Here is an 18,757-nt window from a genome sequence, read left to right on the forward strand (position 1 = left end):
ATACGAAGTATCGAGTGCCGTTACGTCAAATAAAAGAGGGCGCGCGGCGAACCGCGCGCCCCTTGTGATCAGGTCTGCTGGATGGCGCTTACCGCCCACTCGCCGCCGGGGCGGCGGGTGAAGGTCCAGAACTCGGCGGCCTGGGTCGGCCGGTCGAGATCGCCCTGCACCAGACGGCCGGTGGCGCGGTCGACCACGGCGTCCTTCAGCTGGTAGCGCATGGCGACGGTGGCGTAGTCCTCGCCATCCTCGTTCCAGGCTTCCGATAGGTCACCCTGCAGCAGCTTGATGTCCTCGAGCCGGTTGACCAGCCCGTCGCGGGCAAGTTCGTCCAGCTCCTCCGAGATGTAGCCGAACATCTCCGGCGTCAGCCGGCGCTGCAGGGCAGGGCGGTCATCCTTGCCATAGGCGGTCTGCACCTCGGTGAGCGTGTGCTCGAAGGCGTCGAAGTCGCTGCCCTGGAGCTTCAGCGGCTTGCCGCGCGGGCCGGTATTGAAGCCGAAGCGGCCGGGTGCCGCGCTGGCGGCACCGGTGCTGCCGGCAGCTGGCGCGCCGCCTTCATAGGCGTCGCGGTTCATCGTGTCGGGGCGCGGCCCGCCGGCATAGGACGGCTGGTTGCGCGAGCGCAGCCAGCCCATGACGAGGCGCACCACGATGAAGATCAGCCCGACCTGCAGCAGCAGGCCGAGAATGCCGGACAGGCTGCCGAGGCCGGAGAAGAAGCCGGAGCCCATCAGCAGGCCGAACAGGCCAGCGCCGAGCAGGCCGCCCATCAGCCCGCCCATGAAGCCGGGCCGGTTGAAAAAGCCGCCGCCGGGCTGCTGGCGCGGCGCTGCGGTGTTCATGCCGGGCTGTGTGGGCTGGTTCGGGGTGGCGGAACGCTGCATCGGCTGTGCGGTCGGCGCCGTCGGGGTCGGCGCCGGGGTCGACCAGGTGCGGGTGCCGCGGCTGCCGAAACTGCCACCGCGCCCGACGCGGGCATCGGCATTGTCGGCAGCGACCATGGTGCCGGCAGCGAGGACCAACGCCGCGAGCGCGACGCGCAGCGAGGTGCGACGAACACCGGTGGATTTCGAGGAGCGAAGCATCTGTTCCATATCCATGACGCGGCAACATACGACTTGCCGCAACGTCATCTCATATGGGGTGTGGGAGAGGTTTTGTCACGCGCTGCTGCGCACGAATCATTGAAACCACACGCAAGAAAGAAATTCGTAACCACGTTCACAATGTGTTACATTCGCAGCGGGTTTGGAAATAAACTGGAAACTAATTGGGGACAGCTTCGGTTGCACGAACGGCGGACGTCAGGCGCGAGACAGCGTCGGCGCATCGGTCTTCGAGACAGGGAACGCCCCGGAAACGGGCGTAGTGCTTCATGGCCCGTATCTGCATCAATCTCGTGCTTGGGCTTTCGCCGCTTCTGCTGCCCGGTGCCCTGCTGCTTCTCGGCATTTCCTGAGAAGCTGCTTCGCGACCCGACACATCCGGAGAGAGCCATCGCACCTCGCCGCGCACCGTGGCGGGGTGGGACTCGTTTTGAACCTGCTTGTCCGGGAAGGACGGCGAGCGGGCGCTTTGGTGCGCGCCGGTGCTCAGAAGCCGAGCACGAATTCGATGGCTGCGATCGAGCCTGCGGGCGCTGAACTGGTTGGGCGCTTCACGGCGGCACGCTCTGGCGCGTCGGTAGCGTCGGCGCGCAAGGTTGGTGCCGTGTAGTGCGCGCGCGAGCGCTCGGCGGTGGCGGCGACACTCTCGCCGCGGTTCACGATCCTGGTCGAAGCCCTGGCCATTCCAGCCTCCTCGAAACGCAATGCGGGCACTGTGGAGCCGGTCCGTTCCGTCGTCGGTGACCGTCGTCACACTTTGTGTCCGCCACTCGAACAAGGGCCCTTATATAGGGACGGCACTGAACGCTTGCTGAGCGGCCCGTTCAGATAAGTCGCCGATCGGTTCAGCTTCGCGGCGCGGATGGGGCGGAACAAGGATTTGTCGTGGCATCAAATGGCCGCGGCTCGCGGGGCGTCCCTTGCAACCGGCGGCATGTTAATTGCTACGTTCGTCGCATCAGCCGGAGCGTGTCGCCATGTCAGTCGCCCTTTCCATTGCCAAGCCCGCCGATGCCGACACCGAAGGCGATCTCGATCTCTCGCTGCGTGACGAGATCCGCATGTTGGGCCGTGTGCTCGGCGACACGCTGCGCGACCAGGAAGGGGAGGCCATGTTCTCCCTGGTGGAACAGGTGCGCCGCGTCTCGGCGCGCTTCCATCGCGAGGAGGATGAAGGCGCGCGGCACGAGCTGGAGCTGATGCTCAACGGCCTCGGCCCGGACCAGACCATCACCCTGGTCCGTGCCTTCAGCTATTTTTCGCATCTCGCCAACATCGCGGAAGACCAGCATCTGCTGCGCCGCACCCGTGCCGACAAGGCGAGCGGCGCCGGGCCGCGGCCGGGAACTCTGGAGCACGCGCTGACCCATGCCCGCGCGGCGGGCATTTCCGTTGCCGAATTGCGCAACTTCTTCTCCAAGGGCTTGGCGAGCCCGGTGCTGACCGCTCATCCGACCGAGGTGCGGCGGCGCTCCACCATGACGCACGAGGCACGCATCGCCGAACTGCTCGCCGAGCGCTCGCGGCTCGCCCCGACGCCGGAGGAACTCGATGCCATCTCAGAGGAACTGCGCCGCCGGGTGCTCACGCTGTGGCAGACCAATCTGCTGCGCAAGACCAAGCTGACCGTGCTCGACGAGGTGGCGAACGGCCTGTCCTATTACGACGCCACTTTCCTGCGCGAGCTGCCGCGGCTCTATGCGGCACTGGAGGACCGGCTCGCCGCCATCGAGGGGCGCGAGGATGCGCCGGAGGTCGGCTGCTTCGTGCGCACCGGGAGCTGGATCGGCGGCGATCGCGACGGCAATCCGTTCGTCACCTCAGATGTCACCAAGCAGACCATGCGGCTGCAAAGCTCGATCGCGGTGCGCTTCTATCTCGACGAGTTGCTGGCGCTGGGTTCCGAGCTTTCCATCAGCACCATCCGCGTCAAGGTTTCCGACGAATTGCTGGCGCTGGTCGACAGCTCGCCCGACCATTCGCCGCATCGGCGCAACGAGCCCTATCGGCTCGCCGTCACCACCATCGCGGCACGGCTCAAGTCGACGGCGTTCCGGCTCGAAGTGGCGGACCTCGCCGGTATCACCGAAGCGCCGAACGCGCCGCCTTATGCTTCGGCTGCCGAGTTCAAGGCCGATCTCGACGTCATCGACCGCTCGCTGAAGGCCAACAAGTCCGGCGCCATTGCCCGCGGCAAGCTGCGCGCGCTGCGCCGGGCGTTGGATTGTTTCGGCTTCCACCTCGCCATCCTCGATTCGCGCCAGAGCTCGGATGTGCATGAACGCTGCGTTGCCGAGCTGTTCGAGGTGGCGTCGCCCGGCACCAATTATTCGGGCCTGCCGGAAGGCACCCGGGTCGCCATGCTGCTGCGCGAACTGACCACGGCGCGGCCGCTGACCTCGCCCTTCGCCAAATATTCCACCGAGACGGTCGGCGAGCTGGACATGCTGCGCACCTGCGCCCGCATCCACAGCATCTATGGCCCGCAGGCGATGCACACCTGCATCATCTCCAAGGCGGAGAGCGTCTCCGACATGCTGGAGGTGGCGCTGCTCCTGAAGGAGGTCGGCCTGGTCGACCCGGCCGGCTCCAGCGCCATCGACATCGTGCCGCTGTTCGAGACCATCGGCGATTTGCGCAATGCCGCCAAGGTGATGGAGCAGACCTTCCGCCTGCCGGAATACCGCAAGCTGGTCGACAGCCGCGGTGGCATGCAGGAAGTCATGCTCGGCTATTCCGACAGCAACAAGGATGGCGGCTTCGTCACCTCGGGCTGGGAACTCTACAAGGCCGAGATCGAGCTGATCGAGGTGTTCAAGCGCCACGGCGTCGGGCTGCGGCTGTTCCATGGCCGCGGCGGCTCGGTCGGGCGCGGCGGCGGGCCGAGCTATGACGCCATCCTCGCCCAGCCGGGCGGGGCGGTGCAGGGCCAGCTGCGCATCACCGAGCAGGGCGAGATCATCTCGTCCAAATATTCCAACCCGGCGGTCGGTCGCGGCAATCTCGAAATCCTCGCCGCCGCGACGCTGGAGGCCACGCTGCTCTCCGGCGACGCCAAGGCGCCGCGCGACGAATATCTCTCGGTGATGGACGATCTCTCCAACGCCGCCTTCGCCGCCTATCGCAACCTCGTCTACGAGACCCCGCGCTTCGAGGACTATTTCTGGGAATCCACCGTCATCAACGAGATCGCGACGCTGAACATCGGCTCGCGTCCGGCCTCACGAAAGAAGACGCGGCGCATCGACGATCTGCGCGCCATTCCCTGGGTGTTCTCCTGGGCGCAATGCCGGCTGATGCTGCCGGGCTGGTACGGCTTCGGCTCGGCGGTCAATCAATGGCTGGAGAAACGTCCGGACGGGCTGCCGTTGCTGCAGGAAATGTATCGCGAGTGGCCGTTCTTCCGCACTCAGCTCTCCAACATGGACATGGTGCTCTCCAAGAGCTCCATCGCCATCGCCTCGCGCTATGCCGAGCTGGTGGAGGACCGGGCGCTGCGCGAGAGCATCTTCGGGCGCATCCGGGTGGAGCATCAGGACGCGATCGAGGCGCTGCTGAAGATCGCCGAGCAGAGCAAGCTGCTCGGCAGCAATCCGCTGCTCGACCGCTCCATCCGCAACCGCTTCCCCTATATCGACCCGCTGAACCATGTGCAGGTCGGGCTGCTCAGGAAGTACCGTTCCAGCGACACCGACGAGCGGGTGCTGCAGGGGATACAGCTGACGATCAACGGGATTTCGGCGGGGCTGCGCAATAGCGGGTGAGGGGCGGGGAAAGATCGAGAGCCACGTCATCCTGAGGCGCGAGCGCAGCGAGCCTCGAAGGATGTCCACCCCGATGAACGCCCGCTGCTTCAACATCCTTCGAGGCCGCTTTCGCGGCACCTCAGGATGACGTTGCCCTCATCGCCACCGCTGCCGCTATCAGTTCGGCATTTCCGGCCGACATCGCGCCGGACGGCAGGTCCCGTCCGTCCTCCAGCCCGATGCGGCTGTCGAGGCCGAGGCGCAGTGCTTCCTCATGGAGCGGCCAGACCGTCGCATCGAGGCCGTGCAGCAGCTGTGGCAGCGCGATCCCATGGTCGGCAAGCACCTGCCGGATGCCGGCGGCGACCGCGAGACCTTCCACGGCATCCTGCTCGTTGATCTCGATCAGCACGCGCAGGCAGCGTCGCGCGTCGGGAAGGTGGGCGAAGCGCTCCGCATCCGCCGCCGACCAGAGGCCCGCCTCGACACCGACGCCCTTGCCCAGCATCTCCACGATCAGCTGCGGCGCATCCTGCTCGACCAGGTTGATCGAGACATAGTCCGGCAGAACCCTCCAGCGCGAGATCGGCAGGCGCCGGGCAATGCCGCCGGGCGGGATATCCCAATGGGTCGAGAGGCCGACGGGAATTCCCGGAACCATCGTCCGCACCGCGGTGAGCGCGGCGGCGACGAGGTCGGGTTCCAGCGTCTCGATGCCCGCGGCATCGCGCGGATGGATATGCAGTTCCGCCGCCCCGGCGGCCACGGCGCGGCTGGCGTCGGCGGCAAGTTCGTCGGGACTACAGGGCATGGCCGGATGGAAATCCTTGCCGCGCCCACCATTCAGGCAAGCCTGGAGCATCATGTCCTTCCCCCCGAAACGACTCACCCCGCACTATACCCCGCGCGCTTCAGCCGCATGACCGTGCGGTCGAGCGCCTGCAGGAATTCCGAACGGTCGCGCGGGCCGAACGGGCGCGGCCCGCTGGTCACGGTACCGGCCTCGCGCAGATCCTGCATCAGATTGCGGGTCGCCAGCTGCATGCCGATGGAGGAGGGGGTGAAGGCCTTGCCGGTCGGCGCCAGCACCTCGGCGCCCTTGGCGACGCAACGGGCGGCGAGCGGTACGTCGGCGGTGATGACGATGTCGCCCGGCTCGGCGCGCTCGACGATCCAGTCATCGGCGACATCGGGCCCGGCGGCAACCGCCACGCGCTCGATCCAGTCCTCGCGCGGCGCGTTGATGTAGCTGTTGGCGACCACGAAAACGTGCAGGCCGTGGCGACCGGCGACGCGATAGGTCTCGTCCTTCACCGGGCAGGCATCGGCGTCGATATAGATGACCACGGGTTTCAGCGCATAATCCGCCAAGTAGAAATGTGACACCAAAGAAAGAAGGGCTGTCCTTGCGGACAGCCCTTCCCATGTCAAGCCGCGGTTCGGCCCGGTAGCGCCCAGAAGGTGGCGCGAAACGTCGCGTTACGCTGCACGGACCTCAAAAGAGGCAAGTGTCCAGGTCACGGATACCGACGACCGCGGATCAAGACGATCAGACACTGGATCACCTCCTTTCAATTGTTGACGACAACAGCAGTTTATCCAGATTTGCTGATTCGTCACCCCATGCACGAACTTCTCCCTTCACATACGGTTACGGTGTGACATGTCGGCAGCTATGGGGAGATTGGGATGACGCGATGGAAGGTCCTGTTGGCGAGCCTCGCCATGTGTCTTTCGCTGGCCGCGCCGGCCCTTGCCCAGCAAGCCTCCGACACGCTGGCGCCGGAGCGGCCGGGCGGCGCCACCGCCACGAGGCCGGCGGTGACGGCGAAGAACTGGATGGTGGCTGCGGCAAATCCGCTGGCCGCGCAGGCCGGTGCCGAGATGCTGCGCGCCGGCGGCAGCGCGATCGATGCCATGGTCGCCGTGCAACTGGTGCTCGGCCTGGTCGAACCGCAATCCTCGGGTCTCGGCGGCGGATCGTTCCTGGTCTATTGGGACGCCACGGAGCGCAAGCTCACCACTTTCGACGGCCGCGAGACCGCGCCGATGGCGGCGACGCCGCTGCTGTTCCAGAACGAGAAGGGCGAGCCGCTCGGCTTCATGGCGGCGGTGGTCGGCGGGCGTTCGGTCGGCACGCCCGGTACGCCGCGCCTCCTGGAGGTGGTGCACCGGCGCTATGGCAAGCTCGCCTGGGGGCGGCTGTTCGAGCCGGCCATCGGGCTGGCCGAGCAGGGCTTCGACGTCTCGCCGCGTCTCGCCGGGCTGGTCGCTGCGGAAGGCGACGCACTGAAGCGCTTCGCCCCGACCACCGCCTATTTCTTCCCCGATGGCGCGCCCCTGAAGGCTGGCGCGGTGCTGAGGAATCCGGCCTATGCCGCGACCCTGCACGCATTGGCGGAGGAAGGGGCGGACAGCTTCTATTCCGGGCCGCTCGCCGCCGAGATCGTCAGGACAGTGCGCGAGGCGTCCGGCAATCCCGGCGTGCTGGCGGAGGGTGACCTTGCCGCCTATCGGGTGAAGGAGCGCTCACCGGTCTGCGGGCCGTATCGCGGGTTGGAGGTGTGCGGCATGGGACCGCCGAGCTCGGGCGCGCTCACGCTCGGCCAGATCCTCGGCATGCTGGAGCCCTATGATCTGAAAGCGCTGGGGCCGACCTCGCCGGAATCCTGGCGGCTGATCGCCGATGCCTCGCGGCTCGCCTTCGCCGACCGCAACCGCTACATGGCGGACGAGGATTTCGTGCCGATGCCCACCAAGGGGCTGCTGGCGCCGGACTATCTAAAGGCCCGCGCCGAGCTGCTGCGCGGCGACGATGCGCTGCCGGAGGTGGCTGCCGGCATGCCGAAATGGGACCATGCGTTGCTCAGCCCGCCGGCTTACGCGGATGACGCGGCGCTGGAGCTACCCTCCACCAGCCAGATCGTCATCGTGGATGCCGATGGCAACGCGCTCTCCATGACCACGACCATCGAGAACGGCTTCGGCTCACGGCTGATGGTCGGCGGCTTCCTGCTCAACAACGAACTGACCGACTTCTCCTTCAAGAGCCAGGAAAATGGCGTGCCGGTGGCGAACCGGGTCGAGCCCGGCAAGCGTCCGCGCTCCTCCATGACGCCGACCATCGTGCTGAAGGACGGCAAGCCGGTGCTGGCGCTCGGCTCCCCGGGCGGCAGCCAGATCATCGGCTATGTGGCAAAGACGCTGGTGTCTCACCTCGACTGGGGCATGGATATCCAGGCGGCGGTGGCGGCACCCAACGTGCTGGCGCGTTTCGATGCGGTGGAGATCGAGAAGGGCACCAGCGCCGAGGCGCTGGAGCCGGGACTGAAGGCGCTCGGCTTTCCCGTGAAAAGCGCGGAGATGACCTCCGGCGTGCAGGCGATCGCCATCGGCGAGGGTGAGCTGACCGGCGCCGCGGATCCCAGGCGCGAGGGGATCGCGATCGGCGAATAGGGACCGGGCGTCCATCGTCTGACTGGTGTCATCACGGCCGAAGCGCAGCACAGAGCCGGGATCGCTTCCCGATGTTTGCGCGATCCCGGATCGGCCTGACGGCGGAGGCTGTCGGCGCCGTGGGCGCCAAGCTGGAGGCTTGCCCCGTTTGCCCGGTGTCATTTGGTCGGCGGGTCGACCTTGATGCCCTCGGGGCCGACCTCGATGCGCAGCGAGTGCTGCTCACGCTCGTAAGCCTGATAGGCGAGCACCGCAGCGACCACAGCCAGGATCGCGATCACCGCATAAAGCACGTTTCGATTCATCACTTGTCCCCAATCCCCGCCGCACCGGCGGCGAGGATGAGAACGGGCGTGTCGGCATTACGTTCCTGCCGCGCGCCGATCGGCCGCGGCAGGAACGGCCGGGACAGGGGCTAGCGCCCCATCAGCGCACTCTGGCAGCCGGGCGACAGCGAGGCGGCGTTGGCGCGCAGGCACGCAATGCCCCGGCCGCCGCCGAGCGGCACGGTGCTGCACAGTCGGCGGAAATCGGGGCCGCAGGTCTGGCGCACGATCATGATCTCCTGGCGCGGTGTCAGTGCCACCGGCGGGCGAGCCATCGTCGCCGGCTGAGCGGCCGCAGGCGGCGCGGTGCCGGCGGGTGCCGCGGCAGCGCCGCCACCGACCGCGCCGACCGCCTTCTGACAGGAGGCAGACAGGCCCGCCATGTTCTGCTGCAGGCAGGCGAGGGCGGCGGATCCGCCGGGCTGCACGCCGGCGCAATTGGCGCGGAAGTCGGACTGGCAGGCGGAACGGATCGCGCTCTGCTGGGCCTGCGTCGGCTTGGTGGACGGCGACGGCTTCGCGGCTGCCGGCGGCTTGGCGGCTGTCGACGGCTTGGCTGGCGTCGTCGTCGGGGCGGCAACGGGAGCCGTGGCGGGCGCTGTCGACGCTCCCGCATCCGGGGATGACGCCGGAGCCGTGGTGGTGACGGGGGCCGTCGTCGTGGCCGGTGCCGCCGTAGCGCCGCCACCGATCGCGCCGACTGCCGATTGGCACGCGGGCGAGAGCTTCGCCATGTTTTGCTGCAGGCAGGTCAGCGCCGCCTGGCCGCCGGGCTGTACACCCGAGCAATTGGCGCGGAAGTCGGACGGGCAGGCGGAGCGGATGGCGCTCTGCTGGGCCTGCGTCGGTTGGGCGTTCGCGGGCATGCACAGCCCGATCAGGGCAAAGGCGAGGGCAGCGGCAGTGCTCGGCAGATGAAGTGGACGCGGCATCATTTGGTTTCCTCCCGGAGGGAGCCGCACGATAGCCGATAGTCTTCTCAAAACTACGACGTCGCGTGTATCAGAAATCACCCGCAACCACGTGACCCTTCGGCAGCTTTCACCTTCGCCGCATTGCCGCAGATCGCATGCTCCCGCATCATCGCCGCACGGCAAGCGGGGCAAACCCGCGGCAACCTCCGGAGCAAGACCATGGATCTCGGACTAAAAGGCCTGCGTGCGCTCGTCACCGGCGGCACCAAGGGCATCGGACGGGCGATCGCGGAAACCTTCGCCGCGGAGGGCGCTGACATCGCCATCTGCGCCCGCAAGCCGGATGAAGTGCAGGCGGCGGTGAATGCGCTCGCGAGCAAGGGCGTCAAGGCGACCGGCGGCGCGCTCGATGTCTCGGACGGGCCGGCGCTGAAGACCTGGGTGGCCGACGTCGCCGCCGAGTGGGGCGGGCTGGACATCGTGGTGGCGAATGTCAGCGCACTCGCCATCGGCGCCGATGAGGAAAGCTGGAAGGCGGGCTTCTCCACCGACATGATGGGCACGGTGCGCCTGGTCGATGCCGCCATGCCCTATCTGGAGAAGAGCCCGCATCCGGCCATCGTCACCATCTCCAGCGTCTCCGGCCGCGAGGTGGACTTCGCCGCCGGGCCGTACGGCACCTTCAAGGCGGCGATCATCCATTACACACAGGGGCTCGCCTACCAGCTGGCGGCCAGGGGCATCCGCGCCAACAGCGTCTCGCCGGGCAATACCTATTTCGAGGGCGGGGTGTGGCACCAGATCAAGGACGGCAATCCGGAGCTCTATGCCACGGCGCTGGCTCTGAACCCGACCGGGCGCATGGGCACGCCGCAGGAAATGGCGAACGCCGCGGTGTTCCTGGCGAGCCCTGCGGCCAGCTTCATCACCGGCACCAACCTCGTGGTGGATGGCGCACTGACACGCGGCGTGCAGTTCTGAGGGAGCACTTGGTTCCCTCTCCCCGCTGGCGAGAGGGACTATCCCGGACATGGCCCGCGGCCGTTCCAGAACGTGGTCAGACACTCACTGCGGGACTGGGGCGCAGTTCGCCTGCCCCGGCGGGCAGCGCACGCTTGGGTTGAGGCCGGCGCCCGGCATGTCGGAGCGGAACTGGCCCGGCCGCCAATAGGGATTGGGCGGCGGCGGCTGGTAGCTTCCGCCCTTGCGGATGGTCGGGGTAGGGGTGGATGCGCCCGGATTCCGCAGTACCGAGTTGCCGCTATATTGCGCGCTCGCCGGAGCGGCGAAGCCAAGCGCCACAGCTGTCAGGATCACGGCGGCGCAGACGGTCTTGATGGGCGACAGGGTCTTCATGGACATGAGCGTGTCCTCCATCAGCTATCCTCCATGACAAGCCCCAGCGAGCACGGCGGTTTCATGACAAGGCGTACGCATTGTCGTGACCCAGTGCAAGCGATGGGCAAGCGCACGGCAGCGTGGCAAGGTGATGCGGTGTGCGGAACGGGGAAAGCTCATGGCTGAGGATGGTGTCCTGATTTGCGGGGCCGGCCCGGTCGGGCTCACGCTCGCCATCGAACTGAGGCGCTTCGGCGTGCCGGTGCGAATCATCGACAAGGCCGCGGCCCGCACCGACAGGTCCAAGGCGGTGGTCATCTGGTGCCGCTCGCTCGAACTGTTCGCGCGTGCCGGGCTGGCGGACAGCCTCGTGGCGGCCGGCAACAAGGTGCCGCACGGCAGCATCCTCGACGGCGCCGAGACTATTGCGCAGCTCGACTTTGCCGAGCTGGAGACACTCTATCCGTTCGCGCTGGTCATTCCGCAGACCGAGACCGAGCGGATATTGGAGGAGCACCTCGTCACCCTCGGCGTCAGCGTCGAGCGGCAGACCGAGATGACCGCCTTCACCACCTCGGACACCGGCGTGAGCGCGACGTTGCGCGCCGCCGATGGCGCCGAGCGGCAGGTCGCGGCCGCGTCGCTGGTCGGTTGCGACGGCGCGCATTCCACGGTGCGCCATGCGCTCGGCTTCAATTTCGAGGGTTCGACGCAGATGAGCGACTGGCTCTTGGCCGACCTCATGCTCGCCGGGCCGATCGGCGAGGATCGCATCCTGATCTATTGGCACGCCGACGGCATCCTCGCCATTTTCCCGATGGGCGCGGGACGTTTCCGCATCGTTGCCGATCTTGGTCCGGCGCAGCAGGAGGGACCGCGCGCCGATCCGACGCTCGCCGAAGTCGTGGCGCTCGTCGCTGAGCGCGGGCCGCAGGGCATCACCGGCAGCAATCCGATCTGGCTCACCTGCTTCCGCATCAATGAGCGCAAGGTCGAGCATTACGGGCAGGGCCGCGTCTTCCTCGCCGGCGATGCCGCCCATGTGCACAGCCCCGCCGGCGGGCAGGGCATGAACACCGGCATGCAGGATGCCTTCAACCTCGCCTGGAAGCTCGCTTTGGTGCACGCCGGCGGCGCCGGGCCGAAGCTGCTCGATAGCTATTCGATCGAGCGCAGCGCGGTCGGCGACCTGGTGCTGAGCAATGCCACCCGCCTCACCGACATGGCGCTGCTGCGCAATCCGCTGGCGCAGGCGGTGCGCAACAGCGTGGTGCATTTCGTGCTCGGCCTGTCGCAAGTACGGCGCAAGGCGGAGCGCCAGCTCGGTGAACTCGACATCACCTATGCCAAGAGCCCGCTGAGCGTTTCCGTCGTGCCGCCGCCCGACGACCTGCCGGATGCCGGCGAACGGCTGCCCGTGCCGGTGGCGGGCCTTGGCGCGCGGGCGCTGTTCACGGTGCTCGGCAATGCCGGCGAGCCGGCGGCGCTCGCCGCCGAGTATCCGCATCTCGTCGATGCGGATACCGGGGACGATCCGCCGGGTGAGGGGCTGTGGATCGTGCGGCCGGACGGCTATGTCGGGCTGGTCGCGGCGCCTGGCGATCTGCCCTCCGCGCAGGATTATCTCGAGGCTGTCGGCCGCGGGCGCCGACTGGTAGAATGGTGAGGAGCAGGGGCGAGGTATCCCTCTTATGTCCTCGTCCGCTCATGCAACCTGTGCTAATTGACATGTGTGAATCAGCTCGGACGTGAGGCTGTTATGAGTGCGTCGCTTCACCCTGCTGCTCCCCACCATTTACCGCCATTCATTACCGCGCCGGGCGACACCGACATCCTCATGGTGGTGATGGCGGTCTTCCTGATTGTCGCCGTATTGGCCGTCGGCCTCCTGTTCCTGCGGCTGCACACCCTGCCGGAGCGCATTGCCCACAAGTCCAAGAAGCTGCAGTTCGAAATTGTCGCTGTGTTGGGCCTGCTGGCCCTGTTCACGCACATTCATGCTTTCTGGGTGGCCGGCCTGGTGCTGGCCTTGGTCGACTTGCCAGATTTCGGTGGGCCGCTCGGCCGGATGGCAGGATCACTCGAGAAACTCGCCGGGTTCGCGCCGGGCCGTGGCGCCGAGGGAGTGCCGGACGATCCCGCCGCCCCGCTGGCGCATGACCATGGCGACGCGCGCGAAGAGACGAAGGAGCTGACCCATGCTTGAGCTCCTCCTCTGCTCGCTGCTGACGATCTTTCCGGACTATCTCTATCGCCGCTACGGCCAGGGCAAGCGGCTCGGCAAGGAGATCACGCTCTATTCCGTGTTCTTCGAGCTGCGCTGGGGCATCACCATGTGCCTCATGCTCACCATCGGGCTGATCACGGTGATCTTCTACAATCACCCCTCGACCAGCAATGCCATATTGTACTTCAGGACCGTTCCGATCATTTCCGAAACCAACGGGCGTGTCGCCGAGGTCTATGTCAGCGGCATAAGCAGTAGGATCAAGCAAGGCGAACCGATCTTCCGGCTCGACAGCTCCGCGCAGGAGGCGGCGGTGGAGTCCGCGCATCGCAAGATCGCCGAGGTCGACGCGGCTCTTGTGGTGGCACGGACCGACCTCCTGGCCGCGGAAGGCCGGATCCAGGAGGCGACGAGCGCGTACCAGCAGTCCATTGACGAGCTGGACATGAAGCAGGAACTGATGCGGCGCAACTCCGCCACCGTCACGGTCCGCGAGATCGAGCGGCTGCAGAATGTCGTGGACGGCCGGAAGGGGAGCGTCGCTGCCGCTACGGCGGCAAAGGACGCGGCCGAGGCGCGTATTTCCACACTTCTACCCGCCGAGAAGGCCAGCGCCCAAGCTGCCTTGGCCCAGGCCGAGGTGGACCTGTCGAAGACCGTCATCCGCGCCGGCGTGAGCGGGCATGTGGAGCAGTTCGGATTGCGGGTGGGCGACATCGTCAACCCATTCATGCGTCCTGCCGGTGTCCTCATTCCCGAAGGTGCCGGGCGGAAAGCCATAACGGCGGGCTTCGGTCAGATCGAAGCCCAGGTCATGAAGGTCGGCATGGTCGCCGAAGCAACGTGCGTGTCGAAGCCTTGGGAAATCATCCCGATGGTGGTGACAACGGTGCAGGATTTCATCGCCGCCGGCCAGTTTCGTGGTGGCGAGCAATTGGTCGATCCAAACCAGGCGATACGACCGGGAACCATATTGGTCTTCCTCGAGCCGCTTTACGAGGGCGGGCTCGAGGGCGTGACGCCCGGCAGCAGCTGCATCGCCAATGCCTATAGCAGCAATCATGACGAGATCGCCAAGCCCGGCACCGGCGCCCTGCGCGGCTTCGTCCTCCACGCGGTGGATGCCGTCGGCCTCGTTCATGCGGCGCTGCTGCGCGTGCAGGCGTTGCTGCTTCCGATCCAGACCCTCGTGTTCGCCGGACACTGAGGCTCGGTCTGCCGCTGGCGATATTGCGCGTTTGCAATATCGTCAGCGCTATATCACTCATTTCGTTGCGACAGTGTCGGTGCCATCCTGCCTTCAACAACGGGCCGGATGGCTCCCTTTCCAAGGCAGGAAAGAAACACGACATGCGCAAGATGCTCTTCATCGTTGCTATCGCCAGCGTCGCCGCTTTCGGCCTCGTCAATGCCGCCAACGCCTTCAGTCGCGACCCGCAGGGCCGCTGCATATTGACTGAACAGGTGGAGAGCGCGCTGGCGCCCCACGTGCTCGGATTGCTGATGCTCGGAGCGAGCGATGCCCCGGCGACGCAGGTCGCGGGGCGTTAGTTCACCCCGCCGGTGTGACGCTCGGCGTGCTCGGCCGGATCTTCCGGCCGCAGAGCGCCCGAGCGATTGACGAGGACGGTGACGAACCACAGCAGGACGCCGACGCCGATCAGGATGCCGGCGATGCGATACTGCGCGGGATCGCGCCCGGTCCACGGCCCGGCGAGGAAGGCGCATGTCAGCGCCCCGATCACCGGCAGGAAGGTCGGCGTGCGGAAATGCTTGTGCTCGACCGGATCTCGCCGCAGCACCAGCACCGCGACGTTCACCACGGTGAACACGCAGAGCAGCAGCAGCGCCGTGGTGCCGCCCAGCGCCGGCACCTGGCCGACGAAGCTGATCAGCGCGAAGGCGAGCAGCGTGGTGAAGCCGATCGCGATATAGGGCGAGCGGCGCGTCGCATGTACCTTGCCGAGTGCAGAGGGCAGCACCCGTTCGCGGCTCATGCCATAGACCAGCCGGCTCGCCATCAGCATGTTGATCAGCGCGCTGTTCGCCACCGCGAACATGGTGATGAAGCCGAAGATCCAGAGCGGGAAGCCCGGCGCGCCGGCCTGCACCACCTTCAGGAGCGGCGTCTCGCCTTCGCCGAGTTGGTCGGGCGCGACCAGCGTCACCGCCGAGATCGAGACCAGCACATAGATCACGCCGGTGATCACCAGCCCGGCGAGCAGCACCTTCGGGAAATGCCGGCAGGGGTCCTTGCACTCCTCGGCCATGTTCACCGAATCCTCGAAGCCGACCATGGCGAAGAAGGCGAGGGTGGTGGCGCCGATCACCGACCAAAACACGCCGCGGTCGCCCACCGGCTGGAACTGGGTGATACGGGAAACGTCGCCTTGCCCGACGCCGATCGCCCACAGCCCGATCATGATGATGATCAGGAGACCGGTGAGCTCGACGAGGGTGAGCACCACATTCGCCTTCACGCTCTCGCCGACGCCGCGGAAATTGACGATCGCCACCAGCGCCATGAAACCGAGGGCGATGGCGGTGACACCTGCCGCGCCGAGATCGCCGAGGCCGAAGCTCGCCACCATGTTGGCAGCGAAGGCGCGCGAGGCGGTGGAGGCCGAGGTGATGCCGGAGCACATCACCGCGAAGGCGACAAGAAAGGTGATGAAATGGATGCCGAAGGCGCGGTGCGTATAGAGCGCGGCGCCGGCGGCGCGGGGATATTTGGTCACCAGCTCCAGATAGGAGAAGGCGGTGACGAGGGCGACGGCGAAAGCGACGAGGAACGGCAGCCAGACCACGCCGCCGACCTGCTTCGCCACCTGCCCGGTGAGCGCATAGATGCCGGTACCGAGAATGTCGCCGACGATGAAGAGGAGCAGTAGCCACGGGCCCATGACCCGGTGCAGGCTCGGCTCGGCGGTGGGTAATGTTGCGATTACGCCCTGTTCTATCGGGACATCAGTCATCGACGTCGCTCCCCTTGGGTCAAGCACACAATGCTAATGCGCCAAGGGCGGTATTGTTCAACTACTCCCGGTGAGTTCCGCTCAAGGTGGGCTTGAGGTTGGCCTGAGCCGTGCTCAAGCAATGCCAGGTCGCTACAGAGCTTGACCCGGGTCAATGCCGCGCCATGTCCGCCTATGCGAAGGTGTCGTATCTGCAGGGTGTCACGGCAACGACGATTTTGCGGGCGTATCGTCGACGGGACGAGACGCCACGGTGCGAGGAGAGCGATATGGACGCGGCGACCGCCCAAACCCCGGCTCAGGCGAGCGGGCCACTGGCCCCCGACGAACTGGGCCGCATGAATGCCTGGTGGCGCGCGGCCAATTTCCTCTCGGTCGGCCAGGTCTATCTGCTGGCCAATCCGCTGCTGCGCGAGCCCTTGACGCTCGAACACGTCAAGCCGCGCCTACTCGGTCATTGGGGCACGGTGCCGGGGCTGAACTTCGCTTACGTGCACCTCAACCGCATCATCAAGGCGCGCGACGTCGATATGCTGTTCATTGCCGGGCCGGGCCATGGCGCGCCGGGCGTGGTCGCCAGCACCTATCTCGAAGGCACCTATAGCGAGACCTATCCCGATGTCTCGCAGGACGAGGACGGGATTTGCCGGCTGTTCCGGCAATTCTCGTTTCCGGGGGGCATCCCGAGCCATGCGGCGCCGGAGACGCCGGGCTCGATCCATGAGGGCGGCGAACTCGGCTATTCGCTGAGCCACGCCTATGGCGCGGTGCTGGACAATCCCGAGCTGATCGCGGCCTGCGTGGTCGGCGACGGCGAGGCGGAGACCGGTCCGCTTGCCACCTCGTGGCACGCCAACAAGTTCCTGAATCCGGCGACCGACGGCGCGGTGCTCCCGATCCTGCATCTCAACGGCTACAAGATCGCCAATCCGACCGTGCTGGCGCGCATCTCGCCGGAAGAGCTGGAGGCACTGTTCCGCGGCTATGGCTACCAGCCGATCCATGTCGAGGGCGACGATCCCGAGACCATGCACCAGAAGATGGCCGCAGCGATGGACGAGGCGTTCGACCTGATCCGCGACATCCAGCATGCCGCGCGCGAGGAGGGCGCCACGGAGCGTCCGCGCTGGCCGATGATCATACTGCGCAGCCCCAAGGGCTGGACCGGGCCGAAATTCGTCGACGGCAAGAAGACGGAAGGGTTCTGGCGCTCGCACCAGGTGCCGTTCAGCGACATGTCGAAGCCCGAGCACGTCACGCTGCTCGAAGAGTGGATGAAGAGCTACAAGCCGGAAGAGCTGTTCGACGAGGCGGGCAGGCTCAAGCCGGAGATCGCTTCGCTCGCCCCGTCAGGCGCACGGCGCATGAGCGCCAATCCGCACGCCAATGGCGGCGCGCTGCGCCGGCCGCTGCGGCTGCCGGACTTCACGCAGTACGCGCTCGACGTGCCGCATCCCGGCGGCGTCGAAGGCGAGGCGACCTATGTGATGGGTACCTTCCTGCGCGACGTAATGAAGGCCAATGACGCCACGCGGAACTTCCGCGTCTTCGGCCCCGACGAGACCGCGTCCAACCGGTTGCAGGCGCTGTTCGAGGTGACGGATCGCGCCTGGGATGCCGCGACCATTCCCGAGGACGACCATCTCGCGCCGGACGGGCGGGTGATGGAGATCCTCTCCGAGCATACCTGCCAGGGCTGGTACGAGGGCTATCTGCTCACCGGCCGGCACGGCCTGTTCTCCTGCTACGAGGCGTTCATCCACATCGTGGATTCGATGTTCAACCAGCATGCGAAATGGCTGAAGACATCGCGCGATATCGCCTGGCGCCAACCCATCGCCTCGCTGAATTATCTGCTCACCTCCCATGTCTGGCGGCAGGACCACAATGGCTTCAGCCATCAGGATCCCGGCTTCATCGACCATGTGGTGAACAAGAAGGCGGACATCGTGCGGGTCTATCTGCCGCCGGACGCCAACACGCTGCTGCATGTCACCGATCACTGCCTCCGGAGTTATGACCGCATCAATGTCATCGTCGCCGGCAAGCAGCCGCAGGCGCAATGGCTCGACATGGATGCCGCCATCCGGCATTGCGAACAAGGCATCGGCATCTGGGAGTTCGCCAGCAACGACAAGGGCGGCGAGCCGGATGTCGTCATGGCCTGCGCCGGCGACGTGCCGACGCTGGAGACGCTGGCCGCGGTTGACCTGCTGCGGGGTTATTTTCCGGAGCTGAAGATCCGGGTCGTCAATGTCGTCGATCTGATGACGCTGCAGCCGAAGTCGGAACACCCGCATGGGCTGACCGATGCCGATTTCGATGCGTTGTTCACCGCCAACAAGCCGGTGATCTTCGCCTATCACGGCTATCCGTGGCTGATCCACCGGCTGGCCTACCGGCGCACCAACCACGACAACATGCATGTGCGCGGCTATGTCGAGGAGGGCTCGACCACGACGCCGTTCGACATGGTGGTGCGCAACCGGCTGGACCGCTTCCATCTGGTGGCGGATGTCATCGACCGGGTACCCTCGCTCGGCGCTTCGGCGGTCTACGCCAAGCAGGCGATCCGCGACAAGCTGATCGACCATGAGCGCTATATCCGCGCCCACGGCCTCGACATGCCCGAGGTGCGAGACTGGAAGTGGCCGGCGGCGTGAAGC

16 protein-coding genes are annotated in these 18,757 nt (G+C 66.5%); 8 read left to right on the forward strand and 8 right to left on the reverse strand.

Annotated elements, in window-relative coordinates; all coding sequences use genetic code 11:
- Positions 1–68: 68 nt before the first annotated feature.
- Together G3545_RS28350 and G3545_RS28355 are read right to left on the reverse strand one after the other, a co-directional pair.
- Positions 69–1,088, reverse strand: coding sequence for a TIM44-like domain-containing protein (locus G3545_RS28350; protein WP_170017627.1), 1,020 nt, complete (start codon positions 1,086–1,088; stop codon positions 69–71).
- Between the two features lie 507 nt (positions 1,089–1,595).
- A complete protein-coding gene (locus G3545_RS28355; RefSeq protein ID WP_170017628.1) occupies positions 1,596–1,793 on the reverse strand; it encodes a hypothetical protein in 198 nt (65 codons plus the stop codon).
- A 293-nt stretch (positions 1,794–2,086) separates the two neighbouring features.
- Here G3545_RS28355 and ppc point away from each other — a divergent pair, with 293 nt between their 5' ends.
- A complete protein-coding gene (gene ppc, locus G3545_RS28360; RefSeq protein ID WP_170017629.1) occupies positions 2,087–4,873 on the forward strand; it encodes a phosphoenolpyruvate carboxylase in 2,787 nt (928 codons plus the stop codon).
- Between the two features lie 121 nt (positions 4,874–4,994).
- On the opposite strand, the gene G3545_RS28365 is transcribed toward ppc, so the two are convergent.
- Positions 4,995–5,720: a 3-keto-5-aminohexanoate cleavage protein gene (locus G3545_RS28365; protein WP_246702604.1), complete on the reverse strand. Its 726-nt coding sequence runs from the start codon at positions 5,718–5,720 to the stop codon at positions 4,995–4,997.
- A 20-nt stretch (positions 5,721–5,740) separates the two neighbouring features.
- Entirely contained in the window at positions 5,741–6,226 is a 486-nt protein-coding gene (locus tag G3545_RS28370) for a YaiI/YqxD family protein (protein WP_170018321.1), read from the reverse strand.
- A gap of 318 nt (positions 6,227–6,544) precedes the next feature.
- Here G3545_RS28370 and ggt point away from each other — a divergent pair, with 318 nt between their 5' ends.
- A complete protein-coding gene (gene ggt, locus G3545_RS28375) occupies positions 6,545–8,311 on the forward strand; it encodes a gamma-glutamyltransferase (RefSeq protein WP_170017630.1) in 1,767 nt (588 codons plus the stop codon).
- 158 nt (positions 8,312–8,469) lie between these two features.
- Here the strand turns inward: ggt and G3545_RS28380 are convergent, their stop codons facing one another.
- Positions 8,470–8,616: a hypothetical protein gene (locus tag G3545_RS28380; RefSeq protein ID WP_170017631.1), complete on the reverse strand. Its 147-nt coding sequence runs from the start codon at positions 8,614–8,616 to the stop codon at positions 8,470–8,472.
- Between the two features lie 110 nt (positions 8,617–8,726).
- Positions 8,727–9,569 carry a hypothetical protein gene (locus tag G3545_RS28385; protein WP_246702605.1) on the reverse strand — a complete coding sequence of 281 codons (843 nt, stop codon included), beginning with the start codon at positions 9,567–9,569 and terminating at the stop codon, positions 8,727–8,729.
- 201 nt (positions 9,570–9,770) lie between these two features.
- Between G3545_RS28385 and G3545_RS28390 the strand changes: the two genes are divergently transcribed.
- The gene (locus G3545_RS28390) at positions 9,771–10,532 is read left to right on the forward strand and encodes an SDR family NAD(P)-dependent oxidoreductase (protein ID WP_170017633.1); all 762 of its coding nucleotides are present in this window, start codon (positions 9,771–9,773) and stop codon (positions 10,530–10,532) included.
- An 84-nt stretch (positions 10,533–10,616) separates the two neighbouring features.
- Here the strand turns inward: G3545_RS28390 and G3545_RS28395 are convergent, their stop codons facing one another.
- A complete protein-coding gene (locus G3545_RS28395; RefSeq protein ID WP_170017634.1) occupies positions 10,617–10,913 on the reverse strand; it encodes a hypothetical protein in 297 nt (98 codons plus the stop codon).
- 154 nt (positions 10,914–11,067) lie between these two features.
- On the opposite strand from G3545_RS28395, the gene G3545_RS28400 reads away from it, so the two are divergent.
- The 4 genes from G3545_RS28400 (at position 11,068) to G3545_RS28415 (ending at position 14,667) form a co-directional block, all read left to right on the forward strand.
- Positions 11,068–12,555: an FAD-dependent monooxygenase gene (locus G3545_RS28400; RefSeq protein WP_170017635.1), complete on the forward strand. Its 1,488-nt coding sequence runs from the start codon at positions 11,068–11,070 to the stop codon at positions 12,553–12,555.
- A 93-nt stretch (positions 12,556–12,648) separates the two neighbouring features.
- Positions 12,649–13,095: a hypothetical protein gene (locus tag G3545_RS28405; RefSeq protein WP_170017636.1), complete on the forward strand. Its 447-nt coding sequence runs from the start codon at positions 12,649–12,651 to the stop codon at positions 13,093–13,095.
- Positions 13,088–14,323: an HlyD family secretion protein gene (locus tag G3545_RS28410; protein WP_170017637.1), complete on the forward strand. Its 1,236-nt coding sequence runs from the start codon at positions 13,088–13,090 to the stop codon at positions 14,321–14,323. The genes G3545_RS28405 and G3545_RS28410 overlap by 8 nt, the downstream gene beginning before the upstream one ends.
- 143 nt (positions 14,324–14,466) lie before the next feature.
- Entirely contained in the window at positions 14,467–14,667 is a 201-nt protein-coding gene (locus G3545_RS28415) for a hypothetical protein (RefSeq protein WP_170017638.1), read from the forward strand.
- Here G3545_RS28415 and G3545_RS28420 read toward each other — a convergent pair.
- Entirely contained in the window at positions 14,664–16,091 is a 1,428-nt protein-coding gene (locus G3545_RS28420; protein ID WP_170017639.1) for an APC family permease, read from the reverse strand. The two genes, G3545_RS28415 and G3545_RS28420, sit on opposite strands and share 4 nt — an antisense overlap.
- Positions 16,092–16,360: 269 nt before the next feature.
- On the opposite strand from G3545_RS28420, the gene G3545_RS28425 reads away from it, so the two are divergent.
- Entirely contained in the window at positions 16,361–18,754 is a 2,394-nt protein-coding gene (locus G3545_RS28425; RefSeq protein ID WP_170017640.1) for a phosphoketolase family protein, read from the forward strand.
- Positions 18,755–18,757 lie beyond the last annotated feature (3 nt).

This window comes from Starkeya sp. ORNL1, from assembly GCF_012971745.1.
GTDB lineage: Bacteria > Pseudomonadota > Alphaproteobacteria > Rhizobiales > Xanthobacteraceae > Ancylobacter.